The organism is Pseudomonas sp. AD21 (assembly GCF_002878485.1).
Classification (GTDB): domain Bacteria; phylum Pseudomonadota; class Gammaproteobacteria; order Pseudomonadales; family Pseudomonadaceae; genus Aquipseudomonas.
In genome coordinates this window covers 88,695-107,068 of sequence record NZ_NQYG01000002.1, presented here as the reverse complement: position 1 = coordinate 107,068, position 18,374 = coordinate 88,695, and the positions used below count along the sequence as shown (strand labels likewise).

The following is an 18,374-nucleotide window of genomic DNA, read 5'->3' as shown; positions in this document are numbered from 1 at the left end:
TGCGGTATGTCAGTCGACTCATCGGTTTCTGACAGACCGCAATCGCGAGCAGGCTCACTCCTACATTGATCTCCATGTAGGCCCGGTTATTTCTTCTGTAAGTTCTGAGATTAAGGAGTGACACCATGCTGGTGATGCGCCCTGCGCAAATGGCTGATCTGGGCGAGGTACAGCGTCTGGCTGCGGACAGTCCGATTGGTGTCACTTCCTTGCCGGATGACGTGGAACGTCTGAGCGACAAGATCGCTGCGAGCGAAGCCTCGTTTGCCGCCGAAGTGAGCTTCAACGGCGAGGAGAGCTATTTCTTCGTCCTCGAAGACACCGCCACCGGCAAGCTGGTGGGCTGCTCGGCCATCGTCGCCTCGGCCGGTTACTCGGAGCCGTTTTACAGCTTCCGCAACGAGACCTTCGTTCACGCCTCCCGCGAGCTGAAGATCCACAACAAGATCCACGTGCTTTCGCAGTGCCACGACCTGACCGGCAACAGCTTGCTGACCAGTTTCTACGTGCAGCGCGAGCTGGTGGGTTCGCCGTGGGCCGAGCTCAACTCCCGTGGTCGCTTGCTGTTCGTCGCCAGCCACCCGGAGCGTTTCGCTGATTCGGTGGTGACCGAGATCGTCGGCTACAGCGACGAGAACGGCGACTCGCCATTCTGGGATGCGATCGGCCGCAACTTCTTCGACCTCAACTACGCCGAGGCCGAGCGTCTGTGTGGCCTGAAGAGCCGCACGTTCCTCGCCGAACTGATGCCGCATTACCCGATCTACGTGCCGCTGTTGCCGGATTCCGCTCAGGAAGCGATGGGCCAGGTGCACCCGCGTGCGCAGATCACCTTCGACATCCTGATGCGCGAAGGCTTCGAGACCGATCACTACATCGACATTTTCGACGGTGGCCCGACCCTGCATGCACGCGTTTCGGGGATCCGTTCGATCGCCCAGAGCCGTATGGTGCCGGTGAAGATCGGGGAGCCGGTCAAAGGTGCCGGACGCCAGTATCTGGTGGCCAACGCGCAGTTGCAGGATTACCGCGCGGTGTTGCTGGAACTGGACTACGCGCCGGGCAAACCGGTGACCCTGGATCTGGAAGCAGCCGAAGCCCTGGGCGTCGGTGAAGGTGCCAGCGTGCGCCTGGTGGCGGTTTAACGCCTTAGCGAGTTTCACGGGTGGCGAAGGCGGCCCGTTTGAGGAGATAGCATGATTGTTCGTCCCGTACGCAGCAGCGATTTATCCGCGCTGATCGATCTGGCCCGCAGCACCGGCACCGGCCTGACCACTTTGCCGGCCAACGAAGAACGCCTGACCCATCGGGTCGGCTGGGCCGAGAAGACCTTTCGCGGCGAAGCCGGCCGTGGCGATGCGGACTACCTGTTCGTGCTCGAAGACGACAACGGCCGTGTGGTGGGGATTTCCGCCATCGCCGGCGCCGTCGGTCTGCGTGAGCCGTGGTACAACTTTCGCGTCGGCCTGACCGTCAGCGCCTCGCAGGAGCTGAACATCTATCGCGAGATCCCGACGCTGTTCCTTGCCAACGACCTGACCGGCAACTCCGAGCTGTGCTCGCTGTTCCTGCATGCCGATTACCGCACGGGTCTGAATGGCCGCATGCTGTCCAAGGCGCGCATGCTGTTCATCGCCGAGTTCCCTGAGCTGTTCGGCAACAAGATTATCGCCGAGATGCGCGGCGTGTCCGACGAAGCCGGCCGCTCGCCATTCTGGGAAAGCCTGGGGCGGCACTTCTTCAAGATGGAATTCAGCCAGGCCGATTACCTGACCGGCGTCGGCAACAAGGCGTTCATCGCCGAACTGATGCCGAAATTCCCGCTGTACACCTGCTTCCTGTCGCCGGATGCGCGCAACGTTATCGGCCAGGTGCACCCGGACACCGAGCCGGCGCTGGCCATGCTCAAGAGCGAAGGTTTCAGCTATCAGGGCTACGTCGACATCTTCGACGCCGGTCCCGCCATCGAATGCGAAACCAGCAAGATCCGCGCGGTGCGCGACAGCGAAGCGCTGGTGCTGGCGATCGGTACGCCGGGCGATGACGCCACGCCGTTCATCATCCATAACCGCAAGCGCGAAGATTGCCGCATCACTGCTGCCCCGGCCCGTCTGGCCGCCGGCACGCTGGTGGTCGATCCGCTGACCGCCAAACGTCTTCAACTCAACGCTGGCGATCAAGTGCGCGCCGTGGCGTTGTCTGCTGCTCGGGAGTCGAAATAATGAATTCGCTTTACATCGCAGGTGAATGGCTGGCCGGTCAGGGCGAAGCCTTTCAGTCGCTGAACCCGGTGACCCAGCAAGTGCTGTGGTCGGGGGAGGGCGCTACTGCCGCTCAGGTCGAGTCCGCCGTGCAGGCTGCCCGTCAGGCATTCCCGGGTTGGGCGCGGTGTTCGCTGGACGAGCGCATCAACGTGCTCGAAGCCTTCGCCGCGGCGCTGAAAAACCACAGCGACGAACTGGCGCGCACCATCGGTGAGGAAACCGGCAAGCCACTGTGGGAAGCCGCGACCGAAGTCACCAGCATGGTCAACAAAATCGCGATTTCGGTACAGAGCTACCGCGAACGTACCGGCGAGAAGAGCGGCCCGCTGGGTGACGCTACCGCCGTATTGCGCCACAAGCCACACGGTGTGGTCGCGGTGTTCGGCCCTTACAACTTCCCTGGCCACTTGCCGAACGGGCACATCGTGCCGGCGCTGCTGGCCGGTAACAGTGTGCTGTTCAAGCCAAGCGAACTGACCCCGAAAGTCGCCGAGCTGACGGTCAAGTGCTGGATCGAAGCCGGACTGCCGGCAGGCGTTCTGAACCTGCTGCAAGGCGCTCGCGAAACCGGCATCGCGCTGGCGGCCAACCCGGGCATCGACGGACTGTTCTTCACCGGTTCGAGCCGCACCGGCAATCACCTGCACCAGCAGTTCGCCGGGCGTCCGGACAAGATTCTTGCTTTGGAAATGGGTGGCAACAACCCGCTGGTGGTCGATCAGGTGGCTGATCTGGACGCGGCGGTGTACACGATCATTCAGTCGGCGTTCATCTCCGCCGGTCAGCGTTGCACCTGCGCCCGTCGTCTGCTGGTGCCGCAAGGCGCGTGGGGCGACAGCCTGCTCAAGCGTCTGGTTGAAGTCAGTTCGACGATTGAAGTCGGTGCGTTCGATCAACAGCCGGCGCCGTTCATGGGCTCGGTGATTTCCCTCGGCGCGGCCAAAGCGCTGATGGACGCTCAGGAACATCTGTTGGCCAATGGCGCGGTGTCGCTGCTGGCAATGACTCAGCCACAAGCGCAATCGGCCTTGCTGACCCCGGGCATTCTCGACGTGACTGCGGTGGCCGGGCGTCCCGACGAAGAACTGTTCGGCCCGCTGCTTCAGGTGATCCGCTACGTTGATTTTGCAGCGGCGATCGCTGAAGCCAATGACACCGCCTACGGTTTGGCTGCAGGTCTGTTGTCGGATTCCGAAGCGCGTTATCAGCAGTTCTGGCTGGAAAGCCGTGCCGGGATCGTCAACTGGAACAAACAGCTGACGGGTGCTGCGAGCAGCGCGCCGTTCGGCGGTGTCGGCGCTTCGGGCAACCATCGCGCCAGCGCCTACTACGCGGCGGATTACTGCGCGTACCCGGTGGCCTCGCTGGAAACGCCGAGCCTGGTGTTGCCAGCCGCTCTGACCCCTGGCGTGAAAATGGCGTGATATTCAATCGCGAGCAGGCTCACTCCTACAGGTTGATGGTGGGCACACAATTTGTGCACGACACAAACCCTGTAGGAGTGAGCCTGCTCGCGATAGCCGCACCTCGGTCTTACCTATTTGTTACTCGATGCCTATAACAACAGATTCTCGTGGAGCCTCGCTGATGAAATCCTATGAAGTCAATTTTGACGGTCTAGTGGGGCCGACCCATAACTACGGTGGTCTGTCCTACGGCAACGTTGCGTCCCAGAGCAACAGCCAGCAATCCTCGAACCCGAAGGAAGCGGCGCTGCAAGGCCTGGCGAAAATGAAAGCGCTGATGGAAATGGGCTTTCAGCAAGGCGTGCTGGCGCCGCAGGAGCGTCCGGACGTGGCCGCGTTGCGCCGTCTGGGTTTCAGTGGCACCGACGCGCAAGTGATTGAGCGCGCCGCCAAAGAAGCCATGCCGCTGCTGGTCGCCAGTTGCTCGGCATCGAGCATGTGGGTGGCCAACGCCGCCACGGTCAGCCCGAGCGCGGACACCGCTGACGGTCGCGTGCATTTCACCGCCGCCAACCTCAACTGCAAATACCACCGCAGTATCGAACACCCGACCACCAGTCGCGTGCTCGGTGCGATGTTCGCCAATCAACAGCACTTCGCCCATCACGCCGCATTGCCAGCGGTGGCGCAGTTCGGCGACGAAGGCGCAGCCAACCACACGCGTTTCTGCCGTGAATACGGCGAGGCCGGTGTCGAGTTCTTCGTGTTCGGTCGCAGTGCGTTCGACACCCGTTACCCGGCGCCGCAAAAGTACCCGGCGCGCCAGACCCTGGAAGCGTCGCAAGCGGTAGCGCGCCTGCACGGTCTGCGTGACGAGGGCGTGGTTTACGCTCAACAGAACCCGGCGGTGATCGACCAGGGCGTATTCCACAACGACGTGATCGCGGTGGGTAACGGCGAAGTCCTGTTCCATCACGAGGATGCGTTCCTCGACACCGAGCAGATGCTGGCCGAGTTGCAGGGCAAGCTGGCCAAGGTCGGCGGCAAGTTCCAGTCGATCTGCGTGCCGCGTTCGGCGGTCACCGTGGACGATGCAGTGCGCTCCTACCTGTTCAACAGTCAGTTGCTGTCGCGTCCTGACGGTTCGATGCTGTTGATCGTGCCGCAAGAGTGCCAGGCCAACGAACGCGTGTGGGCCTACCTGCAAAGTCTGACCAGCTCCGGCGGCCTGATCCGCGAAGTGAAAGTCTTCGACCTCAAGCAAAGTATGCAGAACGGCGGTGGCCCGGCGTGCCTGCGACTGCGCGTCGCGCTCAACGAAACCGAGCTGGCGGCCGTCAACCCAGGGGTTATCATGACCGCACCGTTGTACGGTTCGTTGACCGCATGGGTTGAAAAGCACTACCGCGACCGCCTGAGCGAAACCGATCTGGCGGACCCGCAATTGTTGCTTGAATGCCGGACGGCACTGGATGAACTGACGCAAATCCTTAAACTGGGCTCGGTTTATCCATTCCAGATCAATTGATGGCCGGCGCGTCGCCTGAGCGCGGCGCGCGGCTTGTCTCCCCAAGAGAGTAAAAACATGAGCGATTCCCTGCAGCTGATCCTTGAAGACACCGACGGCACGCAACTGCAAACCTCGTGCACCCGCGTCGCGGTCATGTGGCAAGGCAAAGAGCTGTGGATCCAGCAGGACGGCCGTGGCCAACTGCTGATCGGCGTGGACGTCGAGGAGGGTGACGAAGAGTACGCCAACCTGCTGCTGCGCCCATTGGCAACTAATCTGGTAAGTCTGCAACTGGAAATGGAACCGGCTGACGTCGGCGACGACGAAGACCACGTGCACGGCCCGGATTGCAACCACGATCACTAAGGAAACCGCTCTATGCTCGCCCTCGGCAAACTGCTTGAACTGACCCTCGCCGGCCGCGAACCGGCGGAGAAGACTCAACTGACTGTCGAAGGCGTGCGCATGCGCTGGTTGAGCGAGGGTGCGCTGGAAGTCCGGCCACCCGAAGCGCGCGACAATGGCCTGGACCTGCTGCTGTCGGCAGGCATCCACGGCAATGAAACAGCGCCGATCGAGTTGCTTGATCGCCTGCTGCATGACATCGCTCGCGGCGACTTGAAGCCGCGTGCACGCATTCTGTTCCTGTTCGGCAACCCGGAAGCGATTCGTAAAGGCGAGCGCTTCGTCGAGCAGGACGTCAATCGGCTGTTCAACGGCCGTCATGAACAAACCAGCGGTTCCGAAGCCATACGCGCCTGTGAGCTGGAACGCCTGGCAGCGAGTTTCTTCAGCCTGCCTGATCGTCAGCGTTTGCACTACGACCTGCACACGGCGATTCGTGGCTCGAAGATCGAGCAGTTCGCCCTGTATCCGTGGAAAGAAGGTCGCCAGCATTCGCGCCGCGAACTGGCGCGCTTGCGTGCGGCCGGCATGGAGGCGGTGCTGCTGCAGAACAAGCCGTCGATCGTGTTCAGCTCCTACACCTACGACAAGCTCGGTGCCGAGGCCTTCACTCTGGAACTGGGCAAGGCGCGACCGTTCGGGCAGAACGAAGGGGTCGATGTTTCACGCCTGGAAAGCCGTCTGAAGCAGATCATCGAAGGTAATGAGCCTGATCTGGCCGAGGAAGGCCTGGACGGTTTGCAGCTGTTCAGCGTCGCCCGGGAGATCATCAAGCACAGCGATGCCTTCCGCCTGAACCTGCCGGCGGATATAGAGAACTTTTCTGAATTGGACGTGGGTTATCTGCTGGCCGAAGATCTGGCCAATACTCGCTGGGTCATCGAGGAAGAGGGCGCGCGGATCATTTTCCCTAATCCGAAGGTCAAGAATGGCTTGCGTGCGGGCATCCTGATCGTGCCGACCAGCGACGAAAATCTCGCCTGACGTGATGATCATTCCCACGCTCCGCGTGGGAATGCAGCCCGGGACGCTCCGCGTCCCAAAGCGGACGCAGAGCGTCCATTGAGGCATTCCCACGCAGAGCATGGGAACGATCGTTGGAGGCTTAGACGGCTACAGCACGCGGTTCGGTGCGACGCAGCGCACGAACCTTCTGCAGCGTATCGGCGCAGGTTCTGGCCGCTTCCTGACCCTTGTGCACAAAGTGCTCGAAGAAGAACTTCTGATGCTCGTCGCCAGCATGGAAGTGATGCGGGGTCAGGGACACCGAGAACACCGGCACTTCGGTTTCCAGCTGCACTTGCATCAGGCCGCTGACCACCGACTGGGCGACGAACTCGTGACGGTAGATGCCGCCGTCCACGACCAGGGCTGCCGCGACGATCCCGGCATAACGACCTGTCTTGGCCAGCAACTTGGCGTGCAGAGGCATTTCAAAGGCGCCGCCGACTTCGAAGATGTCGATGTCCGATTCCTGATAACCCAAGGCAAGCATTTCGGCGACGAAGCCTTTACGGCTCTGGTCGACGATTTCCTTGTGCCAACAGGCCTGGATGAACGCGACGCGCTCGCCGTGAGGGTGTTTGGATTTGCTGTCGATAGCGGTGGGTTGCATGTTCTGACTCCTGTTTGTGTGAAAAACAGGGCGTTATGAATCGAAAGGGATTCAAGGGTGCGCACACGCACAACATCGCGCGGACGGCCCTTTGGCGTTAATCCCGTTCTCTCTTCATCCGGACTATGACCGTCGGCCCCGGGATCACACCGGGTCTGCTGACCTTGCCGCCGTGCACCGCAAAAGCCGTGTCCGTCGCCAAGCGCTCGCGGGCTATGCGCATTGCGCGCAATTACCGCCGGTGGGGAATTGCACCCCGCCCTGAGAACGTTTTTGCCGCCCTTTCTCGGGCGGCGCAGCGTTTTTATCACAGATCGGCGAGCGGTGCATTGCGCCTTTGTGATGATTGCCATCGGATTTTTTGAACGCTAGTGGAGCGTTTTCCTGCGCCAAGGGTTGATTAATCTGCGCGATGACCGCAGTAATTCACCTTCGTAAAGGGATTTTCCCTGCTGACTATGAGGCCAGGTTCATGAGCGTTATCGATCTTCGCAGCGACACCGTCACCCAACCGACTCCCGCCATGCTCGAGGCGATGACTGCTGCTGCCACCGGTGACGACGTGTACGGCGAAGATCCGACGGTCAATCGTCTGGAAACGGAACTGGCAAAGCGCCTGGGTTTCGCTGCGGCGCTGTTTGTACCGACCGGCACCATGAGCAACCTGCTGGGCTTGATGGCCCATTGCGAGCGCGGTGACGAATACATCGTCGGTCAGCAGGCGCATACCTATAAGTACGAGGGCGGTGGCGCAGCGGTGCTCGGTTCGATCCAGCCGCAGCCGCTGGAGTTGCAGGCCGACGGTTCGCTGGATCTGGCTCAAGCGGCGGCGGCGATCAAGCCCGATGACTTCCACTTCGCCCGTACCCGGCTGCTGGCGCTGGAAAACACCATGCAGGGCAAGGTGCTGCCTCTGGAGTATCTGGCCCGCGCGCGTAAGTTCACGCAGGAACACGGCCTGGCCCTGCATCTGGACGGCGCGCGGCTGTACAACGCGGCGGTCAAACTGGGCGTGGATGCCCGGGATATCACCCGGCATTTCGATTCGGTCTCGGTGTGCCTGTCCAAGGGCCTGGGCGCGCCGGTGGGGTCGGTGCTGTGCGGTTCAGCCGAGTTGATCGGCAAAGCGCGGCGCCTGCGCAAGATGGTCGGTGGCGGCATGCGTCAGGCCGGATTGCTGGCAGCGGCGGGGCTGTATGCGCTGGAGCACAACGTTCAGCGCCTGGCCGATGACCATGCCAACGCGCAGTATCTGGCCGAAGGCCTGCGCGAAGCCGGGTTCAGCGTCGAACCGGTGCAGACCAATATGGTTTACGTGCAAATGGGCGACCAGGCTGAAGCGCTCAAGGCGTTTGCCGCCGAACGCGGGATCAAGTTGAGCGCCGCTGCGCGCCTGCGGATGGTCACGCACATGGACGTCAATCGCTCGCAAATCGAGCAGGTGATCGCGACATTCGTCGAGTTTTCGCGCAAGTGACAGCGTTAGCCGTCCAATTGACCGTTACTATCGTATAAACACGCTGTACCCCGCGCGAAGGGCCGATATAATGCGGCCCTTTGCCGTCGTTTCGTCTGTTGACGTTTCGTACAGGCCTTTGGCCGCAGCCTCCGTGGAAGAACCTAATGAAAAGCGCAGAAATCCGTGAAGCCTTCCTTCGCTTCTTCGAAGAGCAAGGCCACACCCGTGTAGCCTCCAGCTCTTTGATTCCGGGCAACGACCCAACCCTGCTGTTCACCAACGCGGGGATGAACCAGTTCAAGGACTGCTTCCTGGGCCAGGAAAAGCGCGCGTACACCCGCGCAACCAGCAGCCAGAAGTGCGTGCGTGCCGGTGGCAAGAACAGCGACCTGGAAAACGTCGGTTATACCGCTCGTCACCACACCTTCTTCGAAATGCTCGGTAACTTCAGCTTCGGTGACTATTTCAAGCACGACGCGATTACCTTCGCCTGGACCTTCCTGACTGGCGTTCTGAAACTGCCGAAGGAAAAACTCTGGGTCACCGTCTACGCCTCCGACGACGAAGCGTATGACATCTGGACCAAAGAAATCGGTGTGCCGGTCGAGCGCATGATCCGCATCGGCGACAACAAAGGTGCGCCGTACGCGTCCGACAACTTCTGGACCATGGGCGATACCGGCCCGTGCGGCCCATGCACCGAGATTTTCTACGATCACGGCGACCACATCTGGGGCGGCCCACCGGGCTCGCCGGAAGAAGACGGCGACCGTTACATCGAGATCTGGAACAACGTGTTCATGCAGTTCAACCGCACCGCCGATGGCGTGTTGCATCCGTTGCCAGCGCCGTCGGTCGACACCGGCATGGGCCTGGAGCGGATCAGTGCGGTGATGCAGCACGTCAATTCCAACTACGACATCGACCTGTTCAAGAACCTGCTGAAAGCCTCGGCCGAAGCCATCGGTTGCGAAAACGGCGATCAGTCGTCGCTCAAAGTGGTTTCCGACCACATCCGTTCGTGCGGTTTCCTGATCGCCGATGGCGTGCTGCCGTCCAATGAAGGTCGCGGCTACGTGCTGCGCCGGATCATTCGTCGCGCCTGCCGTCACGGCAACAAGCTGGGCGCCACTGGCAGCTTCTTCTACAAGATCGTTGCCGCGCTGGTCGCCGAGATGGGCGAAGCCTTCCCGGAACTGAAGAAGCAGCAGAGCAACATCGAGCGCGTGCTCAAGGCCGAAGAAGAGCAGTTCTCCAAGACCCTGGAGCACGGCCTGAAAATTCTCGAGCAGGATCTGCTGGAACTCAAAGGCACCGTGGTGCCTGGCGACGTGGTGTTCAAACTCTACGACACCTACGGTTTTCCGATGGACCTGACGGCGGACATCGCTCGCGAGCGCGGCCTGACCGTCGACGAAGTCGGCTTCGAACGTGAAATGGAAGCCCAGCGTGTTCGTGCGCGTTCGGCCAGCTCGTTCGGTCTGGACTACAACACCCTGGTCAAGGTGGATGTGGCCACCGAGTTCACCGGTTACACCGACACCAGCGGTTCGGCGAAAATTGTCGCTATCTATAAAGATGGCCAGTCGGTCGACGTCTTGAATGAAGGCGAAGAGGCGGTGATCGTTCTGAATCAGACGCCGTTCTACGCTGAATCCGGCGGCCAGATCGGCGACTGCGGTTTCCTTCAGGCAGGCAGCGCGCGTTTCGACGTTCGCGACACCACCAAGACCGGCGGCGCATTCCTGCACCACGGTGTGCTGGATTCGGGCAGCCTGACCATCGGCGCGCCGGTGGAAACCCACGTTGATGCCGACGTGCGCCATGCGACTTCGCTGAACCACTCGGCGACTCACTTGCTGCACGCTGCACTGCGTCAGGTGTTGGGTGAGCACGTTCAGCAGAAGGGGTCGTTGGTGGATAGCCAGCGTCTGCGCTTCGACTTCAGCCACTTTGAAGCGATCAAGCCTGAGCAGATCAAAGCGCTGGAAGACATCGTCAACGCCGAGATTCGCAAGAACTCCGCGGTTGAAACCGAAGAAACCGACATCGAGACCGCCAAGCAGAAAGGCGCGATGGCGCTGTTCGGCGAGAAGTATGGCGACAACGTGCGCGTGCTGAGCATGGGCGGCGATTTCTCCGTCGAACTGTGCGGCGGTATCCACGCCAACCGTACCGGCGACATCGGCCTGCTGAAAATCATCAGCGAAGGCGGTGTGGCATCGGGCGTGCGTCGTATCGAGGCAGTCACCGGTGCGCAAGCACTGGCCTACTTGAACGCCGCTGAAGAACAACTCAAGGAAGCGGCCAACCTGGTCAAGGGCAGCCGCGACAACCTGATCGACAAGCTGTCGGCAGTGCTGGAGCGCAACCGCGCGCTGGAAAAGCAACTCGAGCAGTTGCAGGCCAAGGCTGCCAGCGCCGCGGGCGACGATCTGTCGAACTCGGCAGTCGACGTCAAAGGCGTGAAGGTGCTGGCTGCGCGTCTGGATGGTCAGGACGGCAAGGCGCTGCTGGCGCTGGTCGATCAGCTGAAAAACAAACTCGGCCGCGCAGTGATCCTGCTCGGCAGTGTCCATGAGGAAAAGGTCGTACTGGTTGCAGGTGTAACCAAGGACCTGACTGGCCAACTCAAAGCCGGTGATTTGATGAAACAGGCTGCTGCGGCAGTGGGCGGGAAGGGCGGTGGTCGTCCGGACATGGCGCAGGGCGGCGGTGTCGACGCCGGCGCACTGGATGGCGCATTGGCGCTGACCGTTCCATTCGTCGAGCAGGGTTTATAAGACGGCCCGCCGGGCCCGCAGTCTAGTGGCGGGGCCGGCGGCTGTTCGAGTGATTATTGGGCGCCCTTCATGGGCAGAGGCGGCTTTGAAATGGCTTTGATCGTACAGAAATTTGGAGGCACCTCGGTCGGTACTGTCGAGAGAATCGAGCAGGTCGCCGACAAGGTTAAGAAATTCCGCGATGCCGGCGATGACCTGGTGGTTGTGCTGTCTGCAATGAGCGGCGAAACCAACCGTCTGATCGATCTGGCCAAGCAAATCAGTGGCGACACGCAACCGGTTCCGCGTGAACTGGACGTGATCGTTTCCACCGGTGAGCAGGTGACGATTGCCCTGTTGGCCATGGCGCTGATCAAGCGCGGTGTGCCGGCGGTGTCGTACACCGGTAATCAGGTGCGGATCCTGACCGACAGTGCGCACAATAAAGCGCGTATCTTGCAGATTGATGACCAGAAGATTCGCGGTGATCTGAAAGCAGGTCGCGTGGTGGTTGTCGCCGGTTTCCAGGGCGTCGACGAGCACGGCAACATCACCACTCTCGGCCGTGGCGGTTCCGACACTACGGGCGTGGCACTGGCGGCTGCATTGAAGGCTGATGAATGCCAGATCTACACCGACGTCGATGGTGTCTACACCACCGATCCGCGTGTGGTGCCGGTCGCTCAGCGTCTGGACAAGATCACCTTCGAAGAGATGCTGGAAATGGCCAGCCTCGGTTCCAAGGTGCTGCAGATCCGTGCGGTGGAATTCGCCGGCAAGTACAACGTTCCGCTGCGCGTACTGCACAGCTTCAAGGAGGGTCCGGGCACCCTCATTACTATTGATGAAGAGGAAACCATGGAACAGCCGATCATCTCCGGCATCGCTTTCAACCGCGATGAAGCCAAGCTGACCATCCGTGGCGTGCCAGACACCCCGGGAGTGGCGTTCAAGATTCTCGGCCCGATCAGTGCCGCGAACATCGAAGTCGACATGATCGTGCAGAACGTTGCGCACGATAACACCACCGACTTCACCTTCACCGTGCACCGCAACGACTACCAGGCCGCACAGACCGTGCTGGAAAACACCGCTCGCGAGATCGGTGCCCGTGAAGTCGTAGGCGACACCAAGATTGCCAAGGTCTCGATCGTCGGCGTCGGTATGCGTTCCCACGCAGGCGTGGCCAGCCGTATGTTCGAATCCCTGGCTAAAGAAAGCATCAACATCCAGATGATCTCGACTTCGGAAATCAAGGTTTCCGTCGTCATCGAAGAGAAGTACCTGGAACTGGCCGTGCGCGCCCTGCACACGGCTTTCGAACTGGACGCGCCTGCCCGTCAGGGCGAGTAATCCGGTCACCTGAAGGGCGCGGTCTGACCGCGCCCTTTATTTTTTGAATGGCGCGAGCCCCTGAACTGTTCTTTTGCTCGCGCTGGTCAATACTCAGGCATGTAGGGCTACGATCGCTCCGGTTGTAGGTCGGGTGCCTTTTTTTTGCAGACTGTTGTCCCTGAAGAATTGCGTGAGGAGAAAGGTATGCTGATTCTGACTCGTCGGTGCGCAGAAAGCCTGATTATCGGTGATGGCGAAATCACCGTGACCGTGCTCGGCGTTAAAGGAAATCAAGTGCGTATCGGCGTCAACGCCCCGAAAGAGGTTGCCGTGCACCGTGAGGAAATTTACCTGCGTATAAAGAAAGAGAAGGACGAAGAACCAAGCCATTAATTTTTATCGATTTTTATGTTTGCAAACGGGGAAAAGGTTGGTTAAGATACGCCCCGTGTTGCGGAGAGCTGGCCGAGTGGCCGAAGGCGCTCCCCTGCTAAGGGAGTACACCTCAAAAGGGTGTCGGGGGTTCGAATCCCCCGTTCTCCGCCATTATTTGCTTAGTACGTTGTAATCTGGCTTTTTCTGTAACTTGTTGAATTTATTAGAAAAAGTAGTTGGAATAGAGATTAGACGGGCTATAATGCGGCGCAACAAAATGCACTCGTAGCTCAGCTGGATAGAGTACTCGGCTACGAACCGAGCGGTCACAGGTTCGAATCCTGTCGAGTGCACCATTTAAGAGTTGTTTATAGCAATATAAGGAACTCGGCTTCAGCCAGTTGTGGTCTGGTTTAAAAACACAAAATGCACTCGTAGCTCAGCTGGATAGAGTACTCGGCTACGAACCGAGCGGTCACAGGTTCGAATCCTGTCGAGTGCACCATTTTAGAGTTGTTTATAGCGATATAAAGAACTTGGCTTCAGCCAGTTGTGGTCTGGTCAAAAAACACAAAATGCACTCGTAGCTCAGCTGGATAGAGTACTCGGCTACGAACCGAGCGGTCACAGGTTCGAATCCTGTCGAGTGCACCATATACCGAAAAGCCCGCGTTTAACGCGGGCTTTTTGCTGTCTGCGATTTGGTTTTTCCTTTCACGCATCCCTTCTCATCAAAATCGACTTGGGCGCTGCGACCTCGTTTCAAGTCGTATCGATAGCTTGTTGTCGATGTCCGAATATTCACCTTGTCCGGTTTGCCGAGAGCGCTTTCGACATCCTGTTGGCTCATGCCGGCAATCACTCGTTGATTGATGATCGCTTCGCGGCGCTGTCTGGCATCGATCAGGTTTCCGCATTTGTCCTGCATGCGACCAATAATGCCCGGTTCTCGGCTCCTGGCTTTCATACTGGATGTTTCTTCGTGGTTGTGTTCCGGCATGATCGCCACGACGGATCCGGGCGAGTAAGGGTGAACTTCCTGTACTGAAAGCAGTTCATCGCTCGCGCAACTCAGGCTGGTGAAGGTGATGCGGCCGTCGGGCGCCTCGCACCGATGCAGAGTGGTGGCAGCCCCGGCGGGCGGCAGGCAGAGCAGGGTGGCGAGTAAAAAGCGGGATGTTGCAGAGCGCATTCGACGTCCTCCTTGACGGTCTACGCTCAAGGGTAGTCGCTACATTTTTCATCGGCGGTGTGTTTTCTTTTCAGGATGAGTCGTCGCATTTGCAAGGATCAGGACGGCGCTCAGGTTTGTTTCGCAAGCGCTTGTTTCGGCCGCGATTTTTTAACGTTTAAAACCGTCAGGCGGTGTATCATTGCGCCCGTCAGCCCCGCCGGGGCTTGTGGAAAACCTCCATGGACTTACCCAGTAGTTACTCAGTAGCCCGTTTCACCAATCATGAATTGACTGATTGATCCTTCCGGCGTGCCCCGCTGCTGGGAGTGGAGTTCGCCTATGTCCGAAATCGAAGTAAAGAAAACACAGGAAAGCCTGCAGGATCGCCTGGCTCAGGTCGTTGAGCTGCTGCAGCGCCAAAAGGTCGTCGAAGACCTGACTCATCGCCAGGAAGGCGCGCACCACGACCGGGTCGAGAACCTGGTTCACCGGCAGAACCTCGTCGAGCTGCAACGCAAGCTCGATGATCTGCACTCCGCTGACGTTGCCTACATCCTTGAAGCCTTGCCGCTGGACGACCGTCTGACGCTCTGGCAACTGGTCAAGGCTGATCGCGACGGCGACATTCTTCTCGAAGTATCCGACTCCGTTCGTGAAACGCTGATCGCCGACATGGACGATCACGAGCTCCTGGCTGCCGCCAAGGACATGGATGCCGACGAACTTGCTGACCTGGCCTCCGAGCTGCCGCGAGACGTCGTCCATGAGCTGATGGAGACACTCGATCAGCAGCAACGCGAGCGTGTGCGTTCGGCCCTGTCCTATGACGAGGAGCAGGTCGGTGCGCTGATGGACTTCGAGATGGTGACCATCCGTGAGGATGTCAGTCTCGAAGTGGTTCTACGCTACCTGCGCCGGCTCAAAGAGCTGCCGGGCCATACCGACAAACTGTTTGTGGTCGATTACGACGGCGTGCTCAAGGGCGTGCTGCCGATCAAGCGTTTGCTGGTCAACGACCCGGAGAAACAGGTCGCTGAAGTCATGGCCAGCGATCCGGTGAGTTTTCACCCGGACGAAGACGCCTATGACGCTGCTCAAGCGTTCGAACGTTACGACTTGATCTCGGCCCCGGTGGTCGACAAGAACGGCAAACTGATCGGCCGTCTGACCATCGACGAAATGGTTGACCTGATTCGTGAGGAAAGCGAAAGCGAAGTCCTCAACATGGCTGGTTTGCGCGAAGAGGAAGACATCTTCGCCTCGGTGTGGAAATCCCTGCGCAACCGTTGGGCGTGGCTGGCCATCAACCTGATCACCGCGTTTGTCGCTTCGCGAGTAATCGGCCTGTTCGAAGGTTCGATCGAGAAACTGGTAGCCCTTGCGGCGCTGATGCCGATCGTGGCGGGTATCGGCGGTAACTCCGGTAACCAGACGATCACCATGATCGTGCGCGCCATGGCGCTCGACCAGGTCAGCACCGGCAACACTTCGCGCCTGATGCGCAAGGAGCTGGCGGTGGCGTTGATCAACGGTCTGGTCTGGGGTGGGGTGATCGGTGTGGTCGCCTACTTGCTCTATGGCAGTTGGTCGCTGGGTGTGGTGATGACGGCGGCGATGACCCTCAATCTGTTACTCGCGGCGCTGATGGGGGTGTTGATCCCGATGACGCTGGCCAAGATGGGCCGCGATCCGGCGATGGGCGCCAGTGTGATGATCACGGCCGTGACCGACAGCGGCGGCTTCTTCATCTTCCTGGGGCTGGCGACGATCTTCCTGCTCTGACCGGCTGCATACAGAAGGCCCGCCAACATGGCGGGCTTTTTTGTGCCCGTTTGATGGGGGATGATGAGTCTGTGCATTGCCAGGCGGCCAATGCGTCAAATCGCAGGCAAAAAAAAGCCAGCAATCATGCTGGCTTGAGATGTTCGGTGTAGCTCAGGACGCGTCTGCGGCCATCTCGGCGTCGTGAGCGATCAGCGACACCAGAGCGTTCTGTTGGCGGTGAGACAGCTGACGGAAACGTTGCAGCAGCTCGCGCTCGTGCAACGACAGCTCCGGGCTGTCCAGGCGCATGCTCAACTCTTCGCCCAGTGCACCTTCCTGAATAAGACTCTGCTCAAGGCGCGCAATGATCTCGGAGTTCATGCTGCGATGATGATTGCGAGCCACCTCGGCAATGCGTTCACGCATTCCGTCTGGCAGACGTACGACGAACTTGTCAGCCGTACGGCTGGAATAAATTGCCTGTTTCAATGGGCGCATATATTTAACCGGTTAGTTCAGGGGAGCGGTTCTCGGGATTGGCCGCAGGATGTGTGGTAGGACAAGCATCCGCGCCAAATGGTTCAACCTGAATTGTTAAGAGGCCCGCATCATGCCTCAAAATTGCCAGATCATTGGCGTCAATTCTGTGACAAATATTGAGCTGGGTAAAGGCGTAATGCCAGCACCAATTATCAGAAATGCGGACTGGTTGGAAAACTTTGCCTCGGCCCGCATCTCTGCCCGCTTCCTGGTGCACATCTGTTGATGTCGTGAGACCTCGGAACGTGCATGCTATGCGGTTTTCAATCCTTGTTCCTTACCAGTACAGGATAGTGGCAATTTGCCGATTTACTAGGGGCAAACACCCGTTGGAGGGCGTTTCAGGATGGATGGCAGGCTTATTTATCTAATGGGGCCCTCCGGTTCAGGCAAGGACAGCTTGATTGAGGCGGCGCATGAGCGATTGCGGGCGATGAACTGCGAAATCATCCGCCGGGTGATCACCCGATCAGCGGAATCGGTCGGTGAAGATGCCATTGGTGTCACGCCCGAGGAGTTCGATAAGCGTCAGCGCGCGGGCGATTTTGCCTTGGCCTGGCACGCCAATGGCCTGGCCTATGGCATCCCGTTAGAAATCGACGAATGGTTGAATGTCGGACGCCATGTGCTGATGAACGGGTCGCGCGCCAACCTGCGCCAGGCTCAGGAGCGCTACCCGACGTTGTTGCCGGTATTGTTGACGGTCAAGGATGACGTGTTGCGTGAGCGCCTGCTGCGGCGTGGTCGCGAGACCCCTGAGCAAATCGACGCCAGGCTGGCGCGCAATGCGTTGTTCAAGGACAGGAGGTCCAGCGATTTGCCTGTACACCTGATCGACAACTCAGGCGCCCTGACAGACGCTGTCAATCAACTGCTGGCGTTGATCCGGCTTAACGCAGTACCGGATCGAACTTGATCTTGCGCCCGGCCACCAGCGCCAGCACAAACAACACCGCAAACACGCCGCAGCCAATCAGGGGCAGGGTGACTTCGGTTTCCTCGAACAGCGAAAAATGCACAACGCCACTCAATAAGGCGAGGATCAGAAATCCTGCAGCTGATTTGGACATGCTGTACTCCTGAAAATATTTCAAAAAACCAGACGTTCAGTAGCGCGCGCCGACAGAGTTTGCTCGGGCGTACTGGCCGTCTGTGCCGCGAAATCGCTGTGATCGCTCAGCACCGCCCACTGCGGCGCTTTCTGCACCTGCAAGTAATGCGGCATGCGCTGGGCCACCGGCTCAGCACCCTCGGGGACAAAATGAAAGCCCACCAACGCCGCCAAGGCGATTGCGTTTGCAAGCAAGAGAGTGCTGTTCATGAGGCCGACTCCGTTTGTTCTGTTATGCAAACAGACAAAGCAGCCGTCATGCCAACAGTCTAACCGCTGTGAAGTCCTTTAAAAACAAGCATTTGGAAGGGTTTTTCAGAAGGCGCAGGTTGCAATCTGCAATGATGACTTTTTGGGGGAGTGCAAATTGCACGGTAAATGTTCCCGCAGCATTGCAAGGCGCCTGCCTACACTTAAAAAGCCGACGGACGACATGACAAATCAAGGGCTGGCCGTTAACATGCACGCCGTCCGTCGCGCCGCTTCCGGTCGTGACAACTCAGTGTCTCAGTAGCTCAATTGGATAGAGCATCCCCCTCCTAAGGGGAAGGTTGGCAGTTCGAACCTGCCCTGGGACACCATCAAATTCCAGGCAAAAGCCCCGGCGCAATTCACATGGCGGCGGGGCTTTTTGCATACGCTGTGTTTTCGATT

The 18,374-nt window shown here is 59.4% G+C and carries 17 protein-coding genes, 5 tRNA genes and 1 riboswitch; of the genes, 17 read left to right on the top strand and 5 right to left on the bottom strand.

Annotated features, from left to right (window positions below; genetic code table 11):
• The first annotated feature begins 125 nt into the window (after positions 1-125).
• The 6 genes from aruF (at position 126) to astE (ending at position 6,569) form a co-directional block, all read left to right on the top strand.
• Positions 126-1,145: an arginine/ornithine succinyltransferase subunit alpha gene (gene aruF / locus PseAD21_RS01695; RefSeq protein WP_102354222.1), complete on the top strand. Its 1,020-nt coding sequence runs from the start codon at positions 126-128 to the stop codon at positions 1,143-1,145.
• Positions 1,146-1,196: 51 nt separating this feature from the next.
• Positions 1,197-2,222, top strand: coding sequence for an arginine N-succinyltransferase (gene astA / locus PseAD21_RS01690; protein WP_027612638.1), 1,026 nt, complete (start codon positions 1,197-1,199; stop codon positions 2,220-2,222).
• Positions 2,219-3,688, top strand: coding sequence for a succinylglutamate-semialdehyde dehydrogenase (gene astD / locus PseAD21_RS01685; protein WP_178082080.1), 1,470 nt, complete (start codon positions 2,219-2,221; stop codon positions 3,686-3,688). The genes astA and astD overlap by 4 nt, the downstream gene beginning before the upstream one ends.
• Before the next feature lie 163 nt (positions 3,689-3,851).
• Positions 3,852-5,198, top strand: coding sequence for an N-succinylarginine dihydrolase (astB, locus tag PseAD21_RS01680; RefSeq protein ID WP_102354220.1), 1,347 nt, complete (start codon positions 3,852-3,854; stop codon positions 5,196-5,198).
• A gap of 57 nt (positions 5,199-5,255) precedes the next feature.
• Complete coding sequence (locus PseAD21_RS01675) at positions 5,256-5,546, top strand: hypothetical protein (protein WP_027612641.1); 291 nt, start codon at positions 5,256-5,258, stop codon at positions 5,544-5,546.
• 12 nt (positions 5,547-5,558) lie between these two features.
• Positions 5,559-6,569 carry a succinylglutamate desuccinylase gene (astE, locus tag PseAD21_RS01670; protein ID WP_102354219.1) on the top strand — a complete coding sequence of 337 codons (1,011 nt, stop codon included), beginning with the start codon at positions 5,559-5,561 and terminating at the stop codon, positions 6,567-6,569.
• Between the two features lie 121 nt (positions 6,570-6,690).
• On the opposite strand, the gene PseAD21_RS01665 is transcribed toward astE, so the two are convergent.
• On the bottom strand, positions 6,691-7,200 hold the full coding sequence (locus tag PseAD21_RS01665; RefSeq protein WP_102354218.1) for a 6,7-dimethyl-8-ribityllumazine synthase: 510 nt from the start codon (positions 7,198-7,200) through the stop codon (positions 6,691-6,693).
• 101 nt (positions 7,201-7,301) lie between these two features.
• A riboswitch (FMN riboswitch) is annotated at positions 7,302-7,473 on the bottom strand.
• 199 nt (positions 7,474-7,672) lie between these two features.
• Between PseAD21_RS01665 and ltaE the strand changes: the two genes are divergently transcribed.
• The 8 genes from ltaE (at position 7,673) to PseAD21_RS01625 (ending at position 13,785) form a co-directional block, all read left to right on the top strand.
• A complete protein-coding gene (gene ltaE / locus PseAD21_RS01660) occupies positions 7,673-8,677 on the top strand; it encodes a low-specificity L-threonine aldolase (protein ID WP_102354217.1) in 1,005 nt (334 codons plus the stop codon).
• Between the two features lie 146 nt (positions 8,678-8,823).
• Positions 8,824-11,442: an alanine--tRNA ligase gene (alaS, locus tag PseAD21_RS01655; RefSeq protein WP_102354216.1), complete on the top strand. Its 2,619-nt coding sequence runs from the start codon at positions 8,824-8,826 to the stop codon at positions 11,440-11,442.
• Positions 11,443-11,532: 90 nt separating this feature from the next.
• Complete coding sequence (locus PseAD21_RS01650) at positions 11,533-12,774, top strand: aspartate kinase (RefSeq protein WP_007919332.1); 1,242 nt, start codon at positions 11,533-11,535, stop codon at positions 12,772-12,774.
• Between the two features lie 186 nt (positions 12,775-12,960).
• A complete protein-coding gene (csrA, locus tag PseAD21_RS01645) occupies positions 12,961-13,149 on the top strand; it encodes a carbon storage regulator CsrA (RefSeq protein ID WP_002554426.1) in 189 nt (62 codons plus the stop codon).
• Between the two features lie 62 nt (positions 13,150-13,211).
• Positions 13,212-13,302, top strand: a tRNA-Ser gene (locus PseAD21_RS01640).
• 108 nt (positions 13,303-13,410) lie between these two features.
• Positions 13,411-13,487 (top strand) — tRNA-Arg (locus PseAD21_RS01635).
• Between the two features lie 72 nt (positions 13,488-13,559).
• A tRNA-Arg gene (locus PseAD21_RS01630) sits at positions 13,560-13,636 on the top strand.
• Positions 13,637-13,708: 72 nt separating this feature from the next.
• Positions 13,709-13,785, top strand: a tRNA-Arg gene (locus tag PseAD21_RS01625).
• 19 nt (positions 13,786-13,804) lie between these two features.
• On the opposite strand, the gene PseAD21_RS01620 is transcribed toward PseAD21_RS01625, so the two are convergent.
• On the bottom strand, positions 13,805-14,323 hold the full coding sequence (locus tag PseAD21_RS01620) for a cell envelope protein SmpA (protein WP_102354215.1): 519 nt from the start codon (positions 14,321-14,323) through the stop codon (positions 13,805-13,807).
• A gap of 321 nt (positions 14,324-14,644) precedes the next feature.
• Here PseAD21_RS01620 and mgtE point away from each other — a divergent pair, with 321 nt between their 5' ends.
• Positions 14,645-16,087 (top strand): magnesium transporter, encoded by a 1,443-nt coding sequence (gene mgtE / locus PseAD21_RS01615; protein ID WP_102354214.1) that lies wholly within the window; start codon positions 14,645-14,647, stop codon positions 16,085-16,087.
• 153 nt (positions 16,088-16,240) lie between these two features.
• Here mgtE and PseAD21_RS01610 read toward each other — a convergent pair whose 3' ends face one another.
• Positions 16,241-16,567 carry an Arc family DNA-binding protein gene (locus tag PseAD21_RS01610; RefSeq protein WP_003178899.1) on the bottom strand — a complete coding sequence of 109 codons (327 nt, stop codon included), beginning with the start codon at positions 16,565-16,567 and terminating at the stop codon, positions 16,241-16,243.
• A 388-nt stretch (positions 16,568-16,955) separates the two neighbouring features.
• Here PseAD21_RS01610 and phnN point away from each other — a divergent pair, with 388 nt between their 5' ends.
• Positions 16,956-17,525: a phosphonate metabolism protein/1,5-bisphosphokinase (PRPP-forming) PhnN gene (gene phnN / locus PseAD21_RS01605; RefSeq protein WP_102354213.1), complete on the top strand. Its 570-nt coding sequence runs from the start codon at positions 16,956-16,958 to the stop codon at positions 17,523-17,525.
• Here phnN and PseAD21_RS01600 read toward each other — a convergent pair.
• Positions 17,500-17,679: a PA3371 family protein gene (locus PseAD21_RS01600; protein WP_047295827.1), complete on the bottom strand. Its 180-nt coding sequence runs from the start codon at positions 17,677-17,679 to the stop codon at positions 17,500-17,502. The two genes, phnN and PseAD21_RS01600, sit on opposite strands and share 26 nt — an antisense overlap.
• Positions 17,680-17,699: 20 nt before the next feature.
• Positions 17,700-17,930 (bottom strand): hypothetical protein, encoded by a 231-nt coding sequence (locus PseAD21_RS01595; RefSeq protein WP_102354212.1) that lies wholly within the window; start codon positions 17,928-17,930, stop codon positions 17,700-17,702.
• 294 nt (positions 17,931-18,224) lie between these two features.
• Here PseAD21_RS01595 and PseAD21_RS01585 point away from each other — a divergent pair.
• Positions 18,225-18,301: transfer RNA gene (locus PseAD21_RS01585), tRNA-Arg, on the top strand.
• Positions 18,302-18,374: the final 73 nt, after the last annotated feature.